This is a genomic window from Bacteroidota bacterium (assembly GCA_016713765.1).
In the GTDB taxonomy this organism is placed as follows: Bacteria; Bacteroidota; Bacteroidia; order AKYH767-A; family 2013-40CM-41-45; genus Pollutiaquabacter; species Pollutiaquabacter aromativorans.
In genome coordinates, this window is the sequence record JADJON010000001.1 from 796,622 (window position 1) to 814,922 (window position 18,301).

Here is an 18,301-nt window from a genome sequence, read left to right on the forward strand (position 1 = left end):
CGGATCTTGATAACCACTATACCTATATATATAGTAACATCCGGTCAACCGTCGTATCATTCACTGTTCGATCCGGCTCATTTCGTTACTTTTGATCGTTCGGTCACGCACTACCGGGAATGATCACCAGTTTTCAGGAAACACTACGATCGCAGGCGCTCAGGAACCAGCGGTCATTGAATGTTTTTTCCGCCATCGTCGTGACGATCCTCGGATTCCTGTTCGAGTTCGCCTATCACGACGGTTACATTCTCATTTCGGGACTACTGGTGTCGATGTTGATGACGTCGAACTATTTCCTGTCTTACTACAACGATTTCTATCGCGACAAGCTTCGCCAGATCACGGAGCTATCGGTCTTCATCCTGCACTTTTGGGCCTTGTTCGTGGCTTACCAGCGTAATTTCGAGATTGATGTCCTGTTACCGGTGGCCATCTCGACGTTCACCTTTAGCCTGGTGTTCGACAAGTTCTTCCGAAGCCTGATCTTCCTGTTCACCATCACGACGGTCCTGCTGATCCTGATGCTGACCACCCATCACTGGCGTCCGGAATATACCATCACCCTGGTTTCCCTGTATGCCGGCGCGTTTCTGTCCGATCAGATCCTCAAGCGGAAGAAGCAGTACCATGGGATCCTGGAAAAGCAGGAAGAGCGCTACATCTCGCTCGTGGAAAACATGAACGACGGACTGGTCTATATCGACAACGACCGGACGGTCCAGTTCGTCAACGATACCTTTTGTCAGATCTCCGGCTATACCCGGGAACAGGTCATCGGCAAGGATCTGATCGAGTTCGCGCCGGAAGCCCAACTTGATTCTCCGAATTCGTTCTATCGCCGCCTGCGGGAAGGGAACAATGTCCGGGTAGAGTCCGAACTCAGTAAGTGGAGCGGACAAGTGATCCGGGTGCAGAAGTCCGGCGCCCCGTATTTCGGAGAAGGCCGAAAACGAATGGGCTCCATGGTGGTGTTTACTGACATCTCGGGTCTATACGATGCGCGGGAGCAATTGAAAAAATCCGAGGAAGGCTACCGGACGTTCATCGAGCAGAGCGCTGTCGGAATCTGGCGCGCCGAGTACCGTCAACCGATTCCCGTTGACCTTCCCATCGATCAACAGGTGGAGTTGCTGCTCGATACCGGGATCATCGTCGAATGCAACGACTTCATGGCCCGAATGTATGGACACTCCGATCGGGCGGATCTGATCGGACGCAGGATCCGGGATTTCTATTACATCGAGAACAACCTCGACGAGCAAAAGACGCGGGAGCTGATGTCGGCCTATATTCAGAACAACTACCGGGTCAGCAATGCGGAGTCGAAAGAACTCGACAAACACGGCAGTATCCGCTATATGCTGAACAATAACATCGGGATCGTCGAAAATGGTCACCTGATGCGGACCTGGGGCGTCCAAACCGATATCACCGACCGGAAACGAACCGAACGCGAACTGTTGGAGACCAACCAGGAACTGGACACCTTCTTTTATAAGGCCTCCCACGATCTGAAGGGTCCGTTGGCCAGCGTCATGGGCATCGTCAACCTGGCGCGCATTGAATCCCGTGACCAGATCATGTCCAACTATTTCGACATGATCGAGACCAGCATCAAGCGACTTGACCAGACACTCCTCGACCTGATCGAGTTGGCGAGAACGCGAAAAGGGGCCAGCAAGCTCAGCAGTATCCGCGTTCATGACCTCGTAGGCGAGATCCTGCACTCCCTCCGGCACCTGCCGCATTATTCCCGGATCAATTTCGAGCTCAAGATCGACGACCAGCTCGAGATCATCTCAGATAAGGTCCTGGTGCTTTCCGTTTTCCAGAACCTGATCCACAATGCCATCAACTACTGCAATCCGGACAGCCCCTGGATCAGGATTCGGGTCGACGGCAATCCGAACGGTATCAACATCGAGATCACCGATAACGGGAAGGGAATCCCGGAAAAGATCCAGGGCCGGGTGTTCGAGATGTTCTATCGCGGCAATCCCGATTCCAGCGGTTCCGGTCTCGGACTCTTTATTGTAAAGAACGCCCTCGAGAAACTCAAAGGAAAGATCCGGTTCATCAGCGCCCCGGGTCGCGGGACGTCCTTCTATGTGGAAATTCCCAGCGCGCTGTCGGAATCCTGAAATTACCAATCGTATGTTCCTGAAGATCGAACACCTCGGCATCGCCGTCCGAAACCTGGAGTCGGCAAACAAACTCTTTGCAGCCCTCCTGGGTACAGAGCATTATAAGCAGGAGGCCGTCGAGCGGGAAAAGGTGACGACTTCCTTTTTTCAAATGGGTGGCAGCAAGATCGAGTTGCTGGAGGCGAGCGATCCGGAAAGCCCGATAGCGAAATTCATCGAAAAGCGTGGCGAGGGTATCCACCATATTGCGTTTGAAGTGGAAGATATCCGGGCAACGATCAAGCGGCTGAAGGAAGAAGGCTTTCATTTGCTGTCGGATGAACCCAAGCCGGGTGCCGATAACAAGCTCATCGCCTTCCTGCATCCCAAATCGACCAACGGCGTGCTGGTCGAGATCTGCCAGGAACGGCACTGACCGTTACAGCAATTTAAGTTCCTCCAACAGGATCGTCGTCGACTTTGGCAACTCCAGCCAGGCAGCATGGATGCCGGCCAATTCCGCGCCTTTCACATGTTGCGGCGAATCGTCGACGAAAAAGGTCTCGTCCGGGTCGAGTCCCGCATCGTTCATAACCAGATCAAAAGCGTCACGGTCCGGCTTGCGCTGATGGATGCGGTGCGAGAGGTACACTTTTTCAAACAGCTCGTCGAGCAGATCGGCACCGTGCTGTTCCCGGATCATCTTGCGAAAGGCGATCTCATGCAGCGCGTTTGTATTGCTCAGCAGGAAGAGCCGGTACTTGCCTTGCAAACGTTCCAGTAACTGTCGGCTGTCGTCCGGAAAACCGACCAGGATGCTGTTCCATGCGGCATCGATCGCCTGGTCGGAAACCGGCAGGCTGGTAAACGAGCGCAGGCGGTCGCGGAAAACCGGGATCGTGATCAGCCCCTTTTCAAAGTCATCGAAGAAATGATGCTGCTCCTGCTGGGAGAACTGTCGCTGGAATTCGGGAAATCCAAGTTTGCGAAACGCATCAACGGGCCGACGATAGTCGATCGCGAAGAGTACCCCACCGAGGTCGAGGATCAGGTTGCGAATGGGCATGGAGTCGTTTGAACACCTTACCGGACGCGGGATTTCCGGAATGGACGCAAAGATATATCTTCGCAGGCGCATCCGCGGTCGATTTAATACCGACTGTATGAGGGCCCGTAGCTCAATTGGTTAGAGCAGCAGACTCATAATCTGCGGGTCGCTGGTTCGATTCCAGCCGGGCCCACGAGCGGAACACAATGCCCGGAAAGTTCCGGGCTTTTTTTATGCCTTCCGGTTCTGATCTGTTTACGGATCCGGGGTGAAGGTCCTGCTCATCGTCCGTTCGGACCGGCTCCTGACGGCCGATAGTCCCCGACCATAAGTTCGGTTCCGCAGCGTACTTTTAGCCGAAAGCTTGTTTACCTTTATGCAAAACACGCCGATGAAACATCTTCTTGTATTCTTAGCGCTCCTTCCAGCCCTTGTCCATGCCCAGAACGCTACTCCCTCTTCCACTCCGGCGCCTGAAAAGAAGCTGAACGTACCCAAACTGATGCAGCGGGAAGACGGCCTCATCCTCCGGCTTAGTCTCGACAATTATACCAACCTTCCAAAGGATATTGAAACCAACCTCTTGGGTTCGCGCGGCTTCAGCTTCCTCCTGATGGGTGAGCAGATGAACGCGACCAATCACTTCGGAACGGCATTCGGATTAGGGATGAGTTCGTTGCGTGTGGATCATAACGCGATGGCCGCCACCGACACGGATGGCGTCGGAACGGTGTTGGTCCCGATACCCGACAGCCTCGACTACAAGCAGAATCGCTACGTCATGAATTCGATCGACGCGGCGTTCGAGTTTAGGTTCCGCGGTAATCCCAACAAGAACCACAAGCATTTCAAATTCAGTCTTGGTTTCAGGGCCGGTTATGTGATACAAAGTCACCTGAAGTACAAAGACGAGGACGTGAAGTATAAACTGTACTCAATCGAGGACATTCAGCGCTGGCGCTATGGCGTGACCGGCAGGATCGGTCTGGGCCACCTCGCGCTCGATGCCTATTACAGCCTGGCGCCCCTGTACAAAGAAGGGAAAGGTCCGGCCGACATGATGCCGTATTCCATCGGCATTGCCTGGACATTCTGATCGTTCAGATGCTTAACAGCAGGAATTCGCAGAGGAATCCTACGAGGAAGCCGGCGTAGATTTGCATGGGCGTATGCGCGCCCAAACTGAGACGGGCTGTGCCGAGCAAACCGGCGACCAGCAGGCAGAACAGGATAGGAATCCGAACATCCACCAGGAGAAAGGTGGACAAACCAAAAAATGTTCCGATGATGCCGCCGATCCCGATCATGTGGATGCTGATCTTCCATTTGAAATTGATGATGGCCGCGAAGGTCACGGCTACCGCGGCGCCCAGTATCAGGAGCGGAAACACCTGGGGGAGCATCAATTTTCGCATCAGGTAGTACGCGATCAACAACAGGGCGGCGTTCGTCAGAAACGGGATCACACGCTCTTCCCGCTTTTCCATTTCAAAGGACCGGATCCAGCCCCGCCGGATCAGGATGTAGGAAACAATGGTCGGTAGCACGAGCGTGTTGAGCAACACGATCATGTAAAGCGCGTCGCGCTCAGGAGGAGAAACCGTATAGGAAAAGTAGGAGCTGTGGTGGAACAGAAACCAGATCGCGTAGGTCGGCATCAGCACCGGGTGGAGCAGGATGGACAGGAATTGCGCGAACGGACGGCTCATAGCTCCTTGCGTAAGCGGGCAACGGGTATGTCGAGCATCTCCCGGTATTTCGCTACCGTACGACGTGCGATGTTGTACCCTTTGTCGTTGAGGATCTTGGTCAGGGCGTCGTCCGTGAGCGGATGGAGCTTGTCTTCCGCGCCGATGCAATCAAGCAGGATCTGTTTGACTTCCTTGCTCGATACTTCCTCGCCGCTTTCGGTCTGCAGTCCTTCCGAGAAAAACGATTTCAGCAGATAGGTGCCGAAATGGGTCTGGACGTACTTGCTGTTCGCTACGCGTGAAACGGTCGAGATGTCCATGTTGACCTTTTCGGCGATATCGCGGAGGACCATCTTCTTCAACTTTCGCGGGTCGCCTTCCTGGAAATACTCGTATTGGTATTCCATGATGGCGCGCATCGTTTCCAGTAAGGTATGCTGCCGTTGGCGAAGCGCGTCGATAAACCATTTGGCGGCGTCCAGCTTCTGCTTGACAAAGGTGATCGCGTCCTTGTTGGCTTTGACGTTCTTCTTGTCTTTGCTGTAATGGTCCAGCATTTCCCGGTACTCGCGGCTGATCTTGAGTTCGGGCGCGTTGCGGGAATTGAGTGTCAGCTCGAGCACGCCGTCGTTGTTGGCGATCAGAAAGTCGGGAATGATGTGCTCCGTAGAGCGCTGTCCCTGAGAAGCGGTGTTGCCCGGCCGCGGATTAAGCTTTAGGATTTCTCCCACGCCGGCTTTGAGTTGTTCCGGGGTGAGTTGAAGTTCCCGTTGGATCTTTTCGTAGTGCTTTTTCGAAAACTCCTCGAAGTGATCGTTCAGGATGGCCCAGGCGGTTTGAACGCTTTCGCGCTTGCCGGGTTTGCGCTCCAGTTGCAACAAGAGGCACTCCTGCAGGGAACGGGCGCCGATACCGGGAGGATCGAGGTTCTGGATTGAGCGCAGCACCGACTCCAGTTCCTCCGGCGTGGTCATGATATTCTGCGAGAATGCGAGGTCGTCGACAATCGCGCTGAGTTCGCGGCGCAGATAGCCATCGTCGTCCAGGCTGCCGATGAGTTGCTCGGCGATGTGGTATTCCTTATCGTCGAGTTCGAGCGTGTACAATTGCGACAACAACTGTTCCTGGAAGTTCTGCTGCATCCCGATCGGCACCTCGCGGCGCTCTTCGTCGGGTGAGGTATTGTTAGCCGAGGTCTTGTAATCCGGGATCTCGTCGTCGACCAGGTATTCGTCCAGACTGATATCTTCTTCGCGTTCGCTCAGTTCCTCGTCGTCGTTGTTGTCGTCTTCGGCTTCGCCTTCGGTATCCGCCCGGTATTCGTCTTCGTCGTGCTCCTGACCTTCTTCCAGGGCGGGGTTCTCCTGCAACTCTTCTTTGATGCGCTGCTCCAGGTTCGCGACCGGAATTTGCAGCAGCTTCATGAGTTGGATCTGCTGCGGAGAGAGTTTTTGCAGCAGTTTCTGGTGAAGACCTTGTTTGAGCGAGGACATAAAGAAAGCAGGGGGCTCTTGGCCCGTGTGAAATTACGGAATTGGTATCGTTGTAAGTTTACGGAAAACCGAAGGGGTCAGTTGCGGTAAATCCAACCCTTTTCCTGCCTGGAACGCAGGTCGGTAAGCATGGCCTCGGCAGCGTTCGCGTCCGCGAAACCGTCATAGCAGACATACAACAGCGCCCCGACCGTATCGATGACGCGGGCGTTGGTGAATCCGCGGCCCTGGAGTTCGCGGACCAGCGTTTCGGCGTTACCCGGTTGCCGGAAAGCGCCGGCAATGACAAAATAGTGTTGATTGTTGCTGCTGACGGGCTGGGGTGCGGGCTCCTGCGGTTTAACATCCGGTGATCGGACGTCCGGCGCAGGTTCGGGCGATTTCACGGGCGCGACACTTGCAACGTAGATCGTCTCCGGCTTCGCTTCGCTTTTTTCAAGGACTTTCGGCTGTTGGGCGGCGTCGTTGATGATCACGTCGGGTCGCACCGAATCCAGCGACGGCATGGCAGCCTGTTGACCACCGTCACGGGTAACGAGGTAGACGTTAAAGGAGAACCACAGGAGCGCGCCGGCGACGGCTGCCGCGCTCAACAACTGTTGGAGCTGATACTTAGCGAGTGAACGTTGCTGAGTTTTCCGGTTTTTCGGGACGGATAGCGGTTCCGGGCTTGCTTCGGTTGATTTACGGGAAGCAGCCAGGTCGCGATGCGGGATGGCTACAGGAGTGAGTCCGAAGCAGTCGGGGTCGAGTGAGGATTCAGATTCGGGTGCAAAGCGAATCGCAGCATCGCTGCCCATCGACAGGATTCCGACACGGGCGATATTGAACTCCTCTCCGTTCTCGAGTTTGCGAATAACTCCGGAAGCAAAATGTTCGACGTGGCGGACGGCTTCCGGGTAGGTGAAATGTTCCGTCTCCACCAGGCGTTGAGCCAGGAGGCCGTCGTTCTGTCGCAGAAATACGTTGAAGGCGATGCGGCGACGGGGAGGAAGCAACCGGCGACCGGATACATCCACTTTGGCCGGTTCGCGGCTGGCGAGAAACGCTCCCAAAGCGGGAACGATCACGCAGTCGTGATCGGCCAATAAGCCGGCGATATGGTCGGGAAGGGAACGCATCGAAGTTGCTGGGACGAAATTAAGATAAAAAAAAGCGCGTGTCCAACGCGCTTGTCAAATTTGTGATAAAGAAGCTGTTGGGGGGCTCATCCCCGCATCTTGTCCAGCAGGTCGTTGACGGTCTGTCGCTCGTCCTCGGTGAGCCGTTCGGTCATTTCGTTCACCTTTTCGTTCTCTTTGTCGAGTATCTGAAGCAACGCAAGACCCTTTGCCGTAATGGTCACATCGCACACCCGGCGATCGGTCGGACAAGTGTGGCGTTCCACCAGGCCTTTCATCCGAAGTTTTTCCACGATGCGCGAAGCGTCACTCATTTTGTCCAGCATCCGTTCGCGCACCAGTTTGATGCTGGCGGGATTCGGGTGCTGACCGCGCAGGATGCGCAGGACGTTGAACTGTTGCCCGGTGATGCCGTGTGGTTTCAGCATCGTTTGCTGGTAGTTCATCAACCAGTTATAGGTGTAAATGATATTAACCACGAGCTTATGTGCTTGATTCCGGAATTGCTTCTGGGCTATTTCGTCTTCGAGGCGCATGGAAGGGGGAATGGGTAGTGGTTCGTATAAAGCGAATAGTGAATAGCGAACAGCGAATAGTAATTAGAATCTGTTATTCGGCTTCAATGTTCCTATTAATTGTAACCGCATCTTGTCGTTTACAATATTCAGCCAGCCGACGACTGTGAAATTGAGATTATGTTGCCTTCGTTCCACTGTAATCGTCAGGTTTCTTTACCAACGCATCCGCCGTGTCGAATACTGCAGGTTGTGGAGCGAGCCAAACACGATAGCGAAGTTAGTAACTAGTAACTTGTAATTAGTAATTAGTAATTAAACTGTTCGCTCCGGCCTACGCCAAAGCTTCAACAGGCAAATTTCACTGTTCACTGTTCACTGTTTACTGTTCACTATTCACCGCATAGGGACCTCCACTACCATCAAGCTGCTGTTTTGTGTCGCATCGATACGGATCGTATCGGTATCCCAGACGCCCAGCGCATCGCGTCGGCGCATGGCTTGATCGCCGATGTTGACTTCTCCGTCGATGAGCATGACGTAGGCGCCGTTCCCTGGCTTGCGCATACGATAGGTGATGGTGTCGCCTCCTTTTACATTACCCAGGGAAATGCCGGCATCCTGGTGGATGTACAATTCCCCGTTTTCCCGGAAGCCGGAAGCGACGAGCTGGAACTGTCCGTTGCGGGCGGAGGCGTCGAATGATTTCTGATCGTAACGAGGAGCAATGCCCTTCTCCTTCGGAAAGATCCAAAGCTGGAAGAGGTTGGTGGACTGGTCGGGTTGAGGGTTGAACTCGGAGTGCATCACGCCGGTGCCGGCGCTCATTACCTGTACATCGCCCGGACGAATGACCGAACCGTTGCCCATGTTGTCCTTATGCTGAAGCGCACCATCGAGGATGATGGTGATGATCTCCATGTCGTTGTGCGGGTGCAGGCCAAAGCCTTGTCCGCCTGCTACGATATCGTCGTTCAGCACGCGCAGCATGCCGAAATGAACGCGTGACGGATCGTACCAGCCGGCGAAGCTGAAACTATGATGGGCATTCAGCCAGCCGTGATCGGCATGGCCACGCTGTTCGGTGGGATGGAATACGGTTTTCATAGGCTTGTTCCTTTCATTGTTGAGGCAGATCATTTGACTGCCCGAATTTTTCTGAATAGACCAGTTGTTCGAGCGGCAGGCGTTGACGCGGTTTCTCTTCACGCTGTCGCAGGTTGTCCGGAAGTCCGGAGATATCGCCGGCATAACCGAGGACGATGATGCTGACCGGTTCGTATTCGTCCGGAATGGCGAAGTGTTCCCGTGCTTTATCGATATGGAAGCCGCCCAACTGGTGGAGGTAGATGTCGTGCGCGGTGGCTTCCAGGCTGAGGTTGGCGACCGCCAGGCCTACATCGTGGAAGGCGTGGCGATTGTGGTAGTGGTTGTGCGTGGTGAAGAGCTTTGCCACCGGAAGGATGAAGACGTTGCCGTGTTGCGCCCAGGAGCGGTTCGATTCGTTCAGGCAATCGAGCATCGCTTCGAACGCCCGGGTGTCGGAACGACGGGCCAGGATGAAGCGCCAGGGTTGCTCGTTGAAACTCGAAGGAGCCCAACGGGCCGCTTCGAACAACTGCAGCAGGGTTTCATCGGAGATGGTCCGGTCCGAAAACGCGCGCGTGCTGCGACGTTTGCTGATGAGTTCGTGTACGGGAACGTTTTTCATGGTTTTTATTTGTTCATCGGTATCAGCGGCCGGAGGCGGATCCCGGCAAGGGTCCTCACCACACACCACAGGTGCCCCCGGTCGCGCTGATACGGATGCTGCGCATCACTTCGAGAGCACATCGCTGCTGCGGTGCGTACCGTCGCAGAATGGTTTGTTCTTGGACAGTCCGCAGCGACAGAGCGCGATGTTTCCTTCCTTCGTTTCTTCTTTTCCGTCTTTGTCGACGAATACAAAGGTGCCCTTGACGAGGTACGGTCCTTTGTCGGTAACGGTGACGCGGGTAAGTGAGTTGTTTTCCATAACGCTATTGTTTTCTGATTGTTTGAGTTCAATGGAGAGTGCACCGCTCGGACACTGCGCCACCTGATCGATGATCGACTGGCTGTCGGCCCCTGCCGGATAGATCCAGGGCGACTCCTTCGGCTTGAACACGGACGCAAGTCCGCGGGCGCAGTTGCCGGAATGGATACACAGGTGGTGTTTCCAGACGATGGTGACCTCGCCGTTGGAGTAGCGCTTGGTCATCGGGCGAAGGTTCGACATGACGGATCAGTTGATGGAAGGTTCGGGGAACAGTTCTACGGAATCGAGGTGGAACATGGCTTCCTGGGCGGTGATCTGCGCGAATTCCGAAAGCGGCAATTTGTTCAGGACCGTTTGCATGGCCGATTCGTTCTCGGCGCGCAGGACGATCCACAACTCCCGGCGGTCGCCGGTGAGGGAGTAGGTGCGAATCACGCCCTGGCGCAGGAGCCGGTCTACGATCGCCCGTTGTGCCGGGATGAGTTGGAGGAATTCCTGCGTTGGGAATGCCGGGAAGCGGAGGCGGATCATCCAGTGGTTCATCGTTCTTTGAGCTAAAAAAACCGGTTCGTTTCGGAACCGGTTTTTCGTTGAGGTTATTGTTTGATCAACACCGCGTCGATCGTGAACTCGACCTCATCTCCGACGACTGCTTCGCCGGTTGCGGCAGCGTTGGCGTATTTGAGACCGAAGTCTTTGCGGTTGATCTTACCGGTTGCTTTGAAACCGGCTTTCAGATTGCCCCACGGATCTTTTACTTGTCCGCCATAGACCAGCGGAACTTCTACTTTCTTGGTGACGTCACGTACCGTCAGGTTACCGCTCAGTACATATTTGTTGTTGCCCAGGCTCTTGATGCCGGTGCTGGTGAACGTCATGGTCGGGAATTTCTCCGCGTTGAAGAAATCGTCGCTCAACAAGTGTTTGTCGCGCATCTCGTTGTCGGTGGTGATGCTGGGAACCTGTACCGTCATCGTTGCCTGGAGGTCGGACCAGTCGGCTTTCGAAGAGGTAAAGGTGCCGTCGAACTTCTTGAATTCACCATCGACGTCGGAGATGACAAGGTACTTCGTGGTGAAACGGATCTTGGTGTGGCTGCCGTCGATCTTCCAGTTTTGCGCGATCGCGGTAGCGCTCAGGGCTACGGCCGCAATCAGGGTGAGGACTTTTTTCATCGGGTCGTGTTTTATAGGGTTTGAATGTTTTAGTGATACAAATGTACGTTGAAACAATAGATGTTACAACATATAATATTCAAAATTGATGTAACGTATTCATTATCAATAACAAAAAATCGAATAAATTGTTTTAGAAATGCCGGATTCCGATGGCATGCCGGGCTTCCCGCACCGTTTTGCCGGCGCTTTCGCGTGCTTTTTCGGCTCCGTGTCGAATGACCTTGCTGAGACGGGCTTCGTCGGAAAGCATCTCCCGGATCTTTTCACGAATGGGAGCGGTGAACGCGATCATGTCTTCGGCTAGTTGCTTTTTCAAATCGCCGTAGCGGATCGCCATATTATTGTAGGCATCGTTGAAGTGCGCAACCGTATCGGGCGATGACACCACTTCGAGCAGGGTGAAAATGTTCCGGATCGCCTCCGGTTTTTCCTGGTTGGGTTGCGTAGGTCCCGAATCGGTCACGGCACGCATCACCTTCTTGCGGATCACTTCCGGTTCGTCGTATAGGAAGATCGCGTTTCCTTCGCCTTCACTCTTGCCCATTTTCCCGCTGCCGTCGAGTCCGGGGATCTTGACCAGTTGGGTGCCGTAGTTGAACGCGTAGGGCTCCGGGAAAAGTTCACAATGGTAAAGTCGGTTGAAGCGGTTGCCGAAGGTGCGCGCCATCTCGAGGTGTTGTTCCTGGTCCTTACCGACCGGCACTTTCACCGCGCGGTGGATGAGGATATCGGCCGCCATGAGCACCGGATAGGTGAGCAGTCCGGCGTTGATGTTGTCGGGCTGCTTGCGGATCTTCTCTTTGAAGGAAGTGCAGCGCTCCAACTCGCCTACATAGGCGTTCATGCCCAGCAGCAGGTACAACTCGGCGATTTCCGGGAGGTCGCTCTGCACGTAAAGCGTCGATACTTCGGGATCCAGTCCGCAAGCCAGGTACTCGGCCACGACCTGTCGAACGTTGGCATGCAGGTCCGACGGGGTCGGGTGGGTGGTCAGGGAATGGTAATCGGCAATGAAGAAATAGCAGTTATACTCATGCTGCATCTTCAGAAAATTGCTGATCGCACCGAAATAGTTTCCCAGGTGCAGGTTGCCTGTACTCCGGATGCCGCTGACGACGGTTTCTTTCATAAGGGCACAAAGATAGAGAATTGCAGGGCTCCGGCGGGTCGGGCGGAATTCGTCAGCGAAGGAGATTCTGTTCCAGGTCCCTGCTTTTTTCTGCGAGCGATCTCCAGAAGTCGGCGTGTTCAGGAAATAGTCGTGAATAGCGGGTCAGATTCGCATTGTTCATACGGAATGGAAATGAGTAAACGGGGATCTTAGGTTGTCCATTGCGTCGGGACCAGATCGCAAGCAGGTAGATCCGCTCGATAACCGGATCGGTCATCGGCATGCATCCGATCGTGACGCAGGAGCCGTGAATGAAAATATCGCTGACGGGCCACGCTTGATCAATGAGGATTACGGAATTCGATCGAAGCGCAACAGGGTGGGCCGCTTATCCTGACCCTCGTTGGTGATGAGCAGGTCGCCGTCGGATAAAAAGATGATTCCTTCCGCTTTATTGAACCGGACGGGATCCAACACTTCCAGGTGATGGAGTTTGCCGTCCATGCCGAAAACAAACAGCAAGTGATCAGTCGACGATACGACATACAATTCGTGGGAGTCCGGGTGAATGGCAATGGCCGAAGTGGTGAAGCGTAAGAAGGGTTCATTGCTGCCGTCTTTTTTCTTCTCGCGTGTCGGCAGCGGAACACGGTGTTCGACGGCAAAGCGCCGGATATCCTCCAGGTCAAATGCGAAGAGCGGGTCCTTGTCCAGTTGATGCGTTTTCAGGTCGAAGGCGTAGATGTGCCGCTGGTCCTTCCATTCCGGCCCTTTGCCCACCTTTCCTTTGCAGGCTATTAACAGCCGGTTGCCGATGGAGTCCCAACAGAGGCCTTCGTTGTTCTTTCCGATGATACCGGTAGGATATTCGACGGTGGTATATCCGGAATTCCCTTTCGGGAGCATGAAATCGCGCACGCGAAACAGGTGTCCGTCGCTCCGCAGCACATACAGATCCCGTCCGACCCGACAGATGCCTTCATAGTCGCCGTCGGCATGAAAGCGCAGATTCGAAACAAGTTGCTGCTTACCGAGATCGTAGAAAAAAATGACCCCGCGTTCATCCTGCACGCAGGCCAGGAGCTCGTCGGTGATCGAGGTGATGCCGGAGATCTCGTGCAATACCGGAGGTAACACGACCGATTGTTCAGGCTTATCAAACCGATAATCTTGTGCCGTGGAATACAATAGAAATACGGAGGCGATGAAGTTGATCATGTTGTTCGTGCGGTACTAAGTTCCGGAATAGCGGATATGTGTTTGAATCGCCTCCGGCTATTTAATCAACACGAATACTGCGATCAAAGCAATTGCGCCGGCAAGCGAAATGAGCGGTATTTTTTTCAGACTGTCGGTCTCGCGCAGCAGGATGCGGGCCAGTAACCAGTATAGCGGAAGCGTACCGACCACGTACAACAGAAAAACAACCCAGTTGCCAAAGGACGCCATCCAGCGAAAGTCATAGTTCCCTTCGTCGATGAAGAAGAGAAAGAGCGTGGCGATGACGGAGCAAAGTAAACCTTCAGCAAGATGTCGGTCAGGGCGGGAGAGGGAGTTGAGGATGGTCATTCGATCTGAACGCGATCGGACTCTAATTATTGTCTTACCGCTATTGGAAACATGAAACGGAAGGCGTTACTTTTTCCAACGCTCCAGCCGCGGCACACCTTTGCTGAAGAAGCCCGCCAGGAAGCCAGGGATACCCATTTCTTTCATCTTCTCCCTGACGAACGACTGCATCTGACTCGCGGTCCAGTCGGGTTGGAGGAATTTTCCATTCGCATAACACAAGCTGCAGTACATCGTGCTGCGCGATCCGTCGGCATTGGTACCCCCACCCTTGGGGTCTTTCTTTAATGGCATTCCGCAGCTTTGACAATTCTTGTAGGCGGTCGACATCGGTGCTGGATTTTAGTGATGGAAGAAGGAGCTACGAAGTTGCAGTCTTGTTACCGGAAATCCAATACGTTTTTTCAGCAATCATGGATTGGCATTCGATTGCTGGCATTACTTTTAACTTTTCCTTAATCAGTAAGCAGGATTGGTTTCATTAGGTTTCGGGATGCTTTACACAGCCGTCCAGCCGTTCTTTCGCCTGCAATTCTTGTTGAGTCTTCTTGCTTTGATCTGCTCGCAGTATGTGAAGGCAGGAGAAATCGGGAATCCCGAACCTGCGCTCTGTTGGTCGGTGAGCACCGGTGGACCGATCTATTCATCTCCGGTCATTGATCAGCAATTCTTGGTATTCGGCAGTACGGATTCCAGTTTGTACGTCGTGGACCATCGCTCGGGAAAGGTTGCCTGGACCTACAAGACAGGAGGCGCTATTCGTTGTACTCCGTACGTTCGGAACGGTATCGCTTATTTCTTATCCGATGACGGAAAGGTGTATGCCATTTCGATCCGATCGCATACCGAACAGTGGGTCTTTCGTACCGAAGGAGAAGCGCGTTATTCGCTTTATGGTTATGCGGATTATTTCCATTCCTCTCCGGTCGCGGATGACAGCACCCTATACTTCGGATCGGGTGACGGCCATGTCTATGCGCTACGGCTGAGTGATGGCCGTCTGCGTTGGAAGTTCAAAACGGATGCGGTCGTGCACGGAACCGGCGTGATCAGCGAAGAAACATTGTATATCGGGTCATTCGATGGAAATGTATATGCCCTGGCGACAGCCGACGGCGGTCTGCGCTGGAAGTTCAAGACCGTGGGCCAGACCTATTTTCCGAGAGGAGAAGTCCAGGGAACGGTGGCTTGTTTCGGTGATCGACTTATTGTCGGTGCTCGTGATTACAACCTCTATTGCCTGGATGCGGAGCGGGGGACAGGTCTGTGGAACCGGCAGTTCAGAAAAGGATGGGCAATGGGTGTTCCCCTCATCCGAGACTCGATCGTGTACGTTGGAACGAGTGATGATCGGTTACTCCTGGCGCTCGATCCTTTCAGCGGGCAAGCGCATTGGGAGGCTGCGGTCAACTTCAATGTATTCGGTGGCGCGGCGTTCGGTGATTCAGTGTTGTACATCGGCAACCTGCGCGGAGAGTTGTTGGCACTGGATGTGGAAACCGGTAAGAGGAGATGGAAGTTCACAACGCCTGGCGGAAAGGAGCAGTGGCGGAAGTACCTGACAGCTTCCGGTGAATACCGTCCCGACATTCAGAGCATCATTCAAAAAGGCGAGGACTTCGTGACCATATATCATTCGATGGGAGCCATTTTTACCACGCCAACTGTATCGGAAGGGCGCATCTTCTTCACCAGTACGGATGGCAGTTTATACTGCCTGCAACCCTGATGGCTAACCATTTTCCTGTTGAATTGAACCTTTGAAATCCGGTTTGGACCCCAGCTACGGTTTCCAAGGACGGATCTCTTTTCAATTTATTTGATTAAATATCAGTTACTTATATAAGGATAGACGCATTGCTCTTGACATACATAAGAAACAGATGTATATTTGTCCAATATATATTACACCAAGGTAATCATGATCTATTCCTCCGAACTCATCAAGGGCACCCTGAAGACGATCATTCTGAAGTTGCTGAAAGAGAACAAACGCATGTACGGATACGAGATCACCCAGCGGGTGAAGGAAATGACGGGAGGCAAGATCCAGCTCACGGAAGGCGCGTTGTATCCGACCCTGCACGCGCTGGAAGCGGATGGGATGCTCACGACAGAGACCGAGTATCTCGGCAAACGCGTTCGCAAGTATTACTCGCTGAGTAAGGCCGGTGATAAGTTGTCGGACGAGAAAGTCAACGAGTTCGCCGACTTCATGAACACGATGAAGTTTCTGCTTGGTATCAACCTCAGCAACGCCTGACATGTCGGTCATCCGCGATCAGCATATCGACTTCATCCTTCAGGATCTCCACCGTCGTGGCATCGTTCGGGAGGACTTGCGTGATAACCTGTTGGACCATCTGTGTTGCCTGTTGGAGGCGGAAGAGTGGGAGGAGGAGGCATTTGGCAAGACCTATGAACGAATAATACGACGGTTCTATAAGCATCGCTTATCCGAGCTCGAAGAAGAAACAACGAATCTTTTAACCTATAAAAACTATTACGCGATGAAAAAGGTCATGATCCTCAGCGGTGTATCCGCTACGCTGGTGCTGAGTGCCGGCATTGTACTCAAGTTCATGCACATGCCCGGCGCAGCCGCTGGAATTGTAGCGGGCACGCTGTTGTTCAGTCTGATCTTCCTTCCCCTGATGCTGGTGCTGCGTCTGCAGGAGAAGAAGGCGATGACGGAGCGCGTCATGGTGTCGCTCTCCGCGATCACCGGCATCCTGATCAGCATGGGCATTCTGTTCAAGCTGATGCATTGGCCGATGGCCAATATCTTAGGCCTGAGTTCGGTGGGCATCCTCGTGTTCCTGTTCCTGCCGGTTTACCTGGTGACCGGTCTGCGCAATCCCGACACGCGACTGAATACGATCGTGTCCTCCGTGCTGATTGTCTGTGGAAGCGCCTTGTTCCTGTCGCTGGCACGTTCGCCGTACGCGACGCGGGTACAGTACATCCAGAATACCGAGCAGTTCATCCGGAGTCAGCGTATCCTCGAGACGGAGGCACGTCAGATTACCGCTGAGCCGTCCACGGGTAATGAGGAGCTGACGCGGGTTCGTACGCTGTGTTCATCGCTTCGTTCCGCCATCGTACAATTCGAGACCGGGTTACCCAGTCTGGGCGACGACTACCTGAAGCAGGAAGCCTTTATCAGCGATGCCGTCATCACACCGCTACTGAATGAACGCGATCATGCTGATCAATACGCGAGTCTGAAACAGGCAGTAGCGTCGTACAACGGGAAACTGTCGAACGACATGCAACCGCTGCCGGTAAAAGCCACACTACTTGAAAATCCGAAGGTGCCCTCACTCGTTGCGCTCAACGACCTGACGCAGATCGAGATGATCGCCTTGCAGAACGCACGACGTCCGAAAGCGGGCAGCTGAACTTTTTAAATGACACGATGGTTCGCCCTCGTCACTTCAAGGTGGCGGGGGCTTTTTCGTAGAGCTCGAGCGGAAGGCCGTCCGGGTCGCTGAAGAAAGTAAAACGAGCTCCGGTCGTTGCATCGATCCGGACCGGTTCACAATCGACACCGTGTTGTTTCAGTCGTTCGATCTCCGCATCCAATTTTTCCACCCCGAACGCGATATGCCGGGCTCCGCAGGCTTCCGGATGTGTAGGCCGCTCCGGCGGATACGGAAAGGAAAACAGTTCGATCATCACTCCATCCGCCAGCGCGAGGTCCAGTTTCCACGATGCACGCTCCGCGCGATACACTTCGCGTAGGACCAATAACCCGATGATGTTCGAATAGAAGTGTTTGGACCGCTCATAGTCGGAGCATATGATCGCGATATGATGCAGGCTTAGCGACATGAGTGTATGGAAGGTGAAGTTGCAACCGAACGACCCTTTCCGGACGATCGATCGGCTTGAGTACGTCCAGGAAGTTGCGGTCGCTTTCGGCTCAGGCCTTTTCGCAGTGGTGTTTGAAATTGTTCAGGATTGCCTGCCATCCGTCGCGTTGCATTTCCATCGAGTGCGTTCCCTCTGCGTCGAATGATTCGTCCACCCGGACACTTCCATTTGTTTCGGAAAACAGCACCTCGACGGATCGTCCGTCGCTCATGGCGTACGCGATTTTCCGGTTGGGAATAACTGTGGTGTAAGTACCGCCGAATTCAAAGGACATGCTGCCGTCACGAGCAGCCATGGTCGCCGTGAATTGCCCTCCAACGCGCAAGTCATTCGAAGCGGCAGGGCAATGCCAGTCATCGGAGGCGTGGTTCCATTGCACGATATGTTGCGGATCGGTCCAGCGTTTCCAGACATGGTCCATCGAGGCATTGATCAGCGTTGAAACGGTAATTTTCTGAGAAGTTGACATTTGCCGGGGAGGGTTACATTCACGATTTCCGGTAAAATTAATAATCCTTCCTGAGCAACTCGAGGGGATTTCGCCAAGCGAAAGGTG

Annotated in this window: 23 protein-coding genes and 1 tRNA gene; 7 read left to right on the top strand and 17 right to left on the bottom strand. The window is 53.9% G+C overall.

What is annotated here, in order from left to right:
- Positions 1-119 precede the first annotated feature (119 nt).
- Together IPJ96_03085 and mce are read left to right on the top strand one after the other, a co-directional pair.
- Positions 120-2,144 (top strand): PAS domain S-box protein, encoded by a 2,025-nt coding sequence (locus tag IPJ96_03085; protein MBK7909333.1) that lies wholly within the window; start codon positions 120-122, stop codon positions 2,142-2,144.
- 13 nt (positions 2,145-2,157) lie between these two features.
- On the top strand, positions 2,158-2,562 hold the full coding sequence (gene mce / locus IPJ96_03090; GenBank protein ID MBK7909334.1) for a methylmalonyl-CoA epimerase: 405 nt from the start codon (positions 2,158-2,160) through the stop codon (positions 2,560-2,562).
- Positions 2,563-2,565: 3 nt separating this feature from the next.
- On the opposite strand, the gene IPJ96_03095 is transcribed toward mce, so the two are convergent.
- Positions 2,566-3,264: an HAD family phosphatase gene (locus IPJ96_03095; GenBank protein ID MBK7909335.1), complete on the bottom strand. Its 699-nt coding sequence runs from the start codon at positions 3,262-3,264 to the stop codon at positions 2,566-2,568.
- Between the two features lie 29 nt (positions 3,265-3,293).
- Between IPJ96_03095 and IPJ96_03100 the strand changes: the two genes are divergently transcribed.
- Together IPJ96_03100 and IPJ96_03105 are read left to right on the top strand one after the other, a co-directional pair.
- Positions 3,294-3,367, top strand: a tRNA-Ile gene (locus tag IPJ96_03100).
- Between the two features lie 198 nt (positions 3,368-3,565).
- Complete coding sequence (locus IPJ96_03105; protein MBK7909336.1) at positions 3,566-4,270, top strand: PorT family protein; 705 nt, start codon at positions 3,566-3,568, stop codon at positions 4,268-4,270.
- A 4-nt stretch (positions 4,271-4,274) separates the two neighbouring features.
- On the opposite strand, the gene IPJ96_03110 is transcribed toward IPJ96_03105, so the two are convergent.
- The 14 genes from IPJ96_03110 to IPJ96_03175 form a co-directional block, all read right to left on the bottom strand.
- Positions 4,275-4,883, bottom strand: a complete 609-nt coding sequence (locus IPJ96_03110) for a hypothetical protein (GenBank protein MBK7909337.1) — start codon at positions 4,881-4,883, stop codon at positions 4,275-4,277.
- On the bottom strand, positions 4,880-6,358 hold the full coding sequence (gene rpoN, locus IPJ96_03115) for an RNA polymerase factor sigma-54 (protein MBK7909338.1): 1,479 nt from the start codon (positions 6,356-6,358) through the stop codon (positions 4,880-4,882). The genes IPJ96_03110 and rpoN overlap by 4 nt, the downstream gene beginning before the upstream one ends.
- A 77-nt stretch (positions 6,359-6,435) precedes the next feature.
- Positions 6,436-7,479, bottom strand: a complete 1,044-nt coding sequence (locus IPJ96_03120; GenBank protein MBK7909339.1) for an SPOR domain-containing protein — start codon at positions 7,477-7,479, stop codon at positions 6,436-6,438.
- Positions 7,480-7,565: 86 nt separating this feature from the next.
- Positions 7,566-8,015, bottom strand: coding sequence for a MarR family transcriptional regulator (locus IPJ96_03125; GenBank protein MBK7909340.1), 450 nt, complete (start codon positions 8,013-8,015; stop codon positions 7,566-7,568).
- A 375-nt stretch (positions 8,016-8,390) separates the two neighbouring features.
- Positions 8,391-9,101: a pirin family protein gene (locus IPJ96_03130; protein ID MBK7909341.1), complete on the bottom strand. Its 711-nt coding sequence runs from the start codon at positions 9,099-9,101 to the stop codon at positions 8,391-8,393.
- Between the two features lie 13 nt (positions 9,102-9,114).
- Complete coding sequence (locus IPJ96_03135) at positions 9,115-9,705, bottom strand: nitroreductase family protein (GenBank protein MBK7909342.1); 591 nt, start codon at positions 9,703-9,705, stop codon at positions 9,115-9,117.
- Positions 9,706-9,810: 105 nt separating this feature from the next.
- Positions 9,811-10,233 carry a (4Fe-4S)-binding protein gene (locus IPJ96_03140; protein ID MBK7909343.1) on the bottom strand — a complete coding sequence of 141 codons (423 nt, stop codon included), beginning with the start codon at positions 10,231-10,233 and terminating at the stop codon, positions 9,811-9,813.
- Positions 10,234-10,257: 24 nt separating this feature from the next.
- Positions 10,258-10,554: a hypothetical protein gene (locus IPJ96_03145; protein ID MBK7909344.1), complete on the bottom strand. Its 297-nt coding sequence runs from the start codon at positions 10,552-10,554 to the stop codon at positions 10,258-10,260.
- A gap of 53 nt (positions 10,555-10,607) precedes the next feature.
- On the bottom strand, positions 10,608-11,186 hold the full coding sequence (locus tag IPJ96_03150) for a polyisoprenoid-binding protein (GenBank protein MBK7909345.1): 579 nt from the start codon (positions 11,184-11,186) through the stop codon (positions 10,608-10,610).
- A 133-nt stretch (positions 11,187-11,319) separates the two neighbouring features.
- Positions 11,320-12,318 carry a tryptophan--tRNA ligase gene (gene trpS, locus IPJ96_03155; protein MBK7909346.1) on the bottom strand — a complete coding sequence of 333 codons (999 nt, stop codon included), beginning with the start codon at positions 12,316-12,318 and terminating at the stop codon, positions 11,320-11,322.
- Between the two features lie 52 nt (positions 12,319-12,370).
- The gene (locus IPJ96_03160) at positions 12,371-12,583 is read right to left on the bottom strand and encodes a hypothetical protein (GenBank protein MBK7909347.1); all 213 of its coding nucleotides are present in this window, start codon (positions 12,581-12,583) and stop codon (positions 12,371-12,373) included.
- Between the two features lie 68 nt (positions 12,584-12,651).
- The gene (locus tag IPJ96_03165) at positions 12,652-13,518 is read right to left on the bottom strand and encodes a hypothetical protein (GenBank protein MBK7909348.1); all 867 of its coding nucleotides are present in this window, start codon (positions 13,516-13,518) and stop codon (positions 12,652-12,654) included.
- Between the two features lie 57 nt (positions 13,519-13,575).
- Entirely contained in the window at positions 13,576-13,869 is a 294-nt protein-coding gene (locus IPJ96_03170) for a hypothetical protein (GenBank protein MBK7909349.1), read from the bottom strand.
- A 66-nt stretch (positions 13,870-13,935) separates the two neighbouring features.
- Positions 13,936-14,199, bottom strand: a complete 264-nt coding sequence (locus IPJ96_03175; GenBank protein ID MBK7909350.1) for a zinc ribbon domain-containing protein — start codon at positions 14,197-14,199, stop codon at positions 13,936-13,938.
- Between the two features lie 163 nt (positions 14,200-14,362).
- On the opposite strand from IPJ96_03175, the gene IPJ96_03180 reads away from it, so the two are divergent.
- The 3 genes from IPJ96_03180 to IPJ96_03190 all read left to right on the top strand — a co-directional run bounded on the left by IPJ96_03180 (position 14,363) and on the right by IPJ96_03190 (position 17,270).
- Positions 14,363-15,598 (top strand): PQQ-binding-like beta-propeller repeat protein, encoded by a 1,236-nt coding sequence (locus IPJ96_03180; protein ID MBK7909351.1) that lies wholly within the window; start codon positions 14,363-14,365, stop codon positions 15,596-15,598.
- A 195-nt stretch (positions 15,599-15,793) separates the two neighbouring features.
- Positions 15,794-16,132 carry a helix-turn-helix transcriptional regulator gene (locus tag IPJ96_03185; GenBank protein ID MBK7909352.1) on the top strand — a complete coding sequence of 113 codons (339 nt, stop codon included), beginning with the start codon at positions 15,794-15,796 and terminating at the stop codon, positions 16,130-16,132.
- A gap of 1 nt (position 16,133) precedes the next feature.
- Entirely contained in the window at positions 16,134-17,270 is a 1,137-nt protein-coding gene (locus tag IPJ96_03190; protein MBK7909353.1) for a hypothetical protein, read from the top strand.
- Between the two features lie 31 nt (positions 17,271-17,301).
- Here the strand turns inward: IPJ96_03190 and IPJ96_03195 are convergent, their stop codons facing one another.
- Together IPJ96_03195 and IPJ96_03200 are read right to left on the bottom strand one after the other, a co-directional pair.
- Positions 17,302-17,703 (bottom strand): VOC family protein, encoded by a 402-nt coding sequence (locus tag IPJ96_03195; protein MBK7909354.1) that lies wholly within the window; start codon positions 17,701-17,703, stop codon positions 17,302-17,304.
- A gap of 91 nt (positions 17,704-17,794) precedes the next feature.
- The gene (locus IPJ96_03200; protein MBK7909355.1) at positions 17,795-18,214 is read right to left on the bottom strand and encodes an SRPBCC family protein; all 420 of its coding nucleotides are present in this window, start codon (positions 18,212-18,214) and stop codon (positions 17,795-17,797) included.
- Between the last annotated feature and the right edge of the window lie 87 nt (positions 18,215-18,301).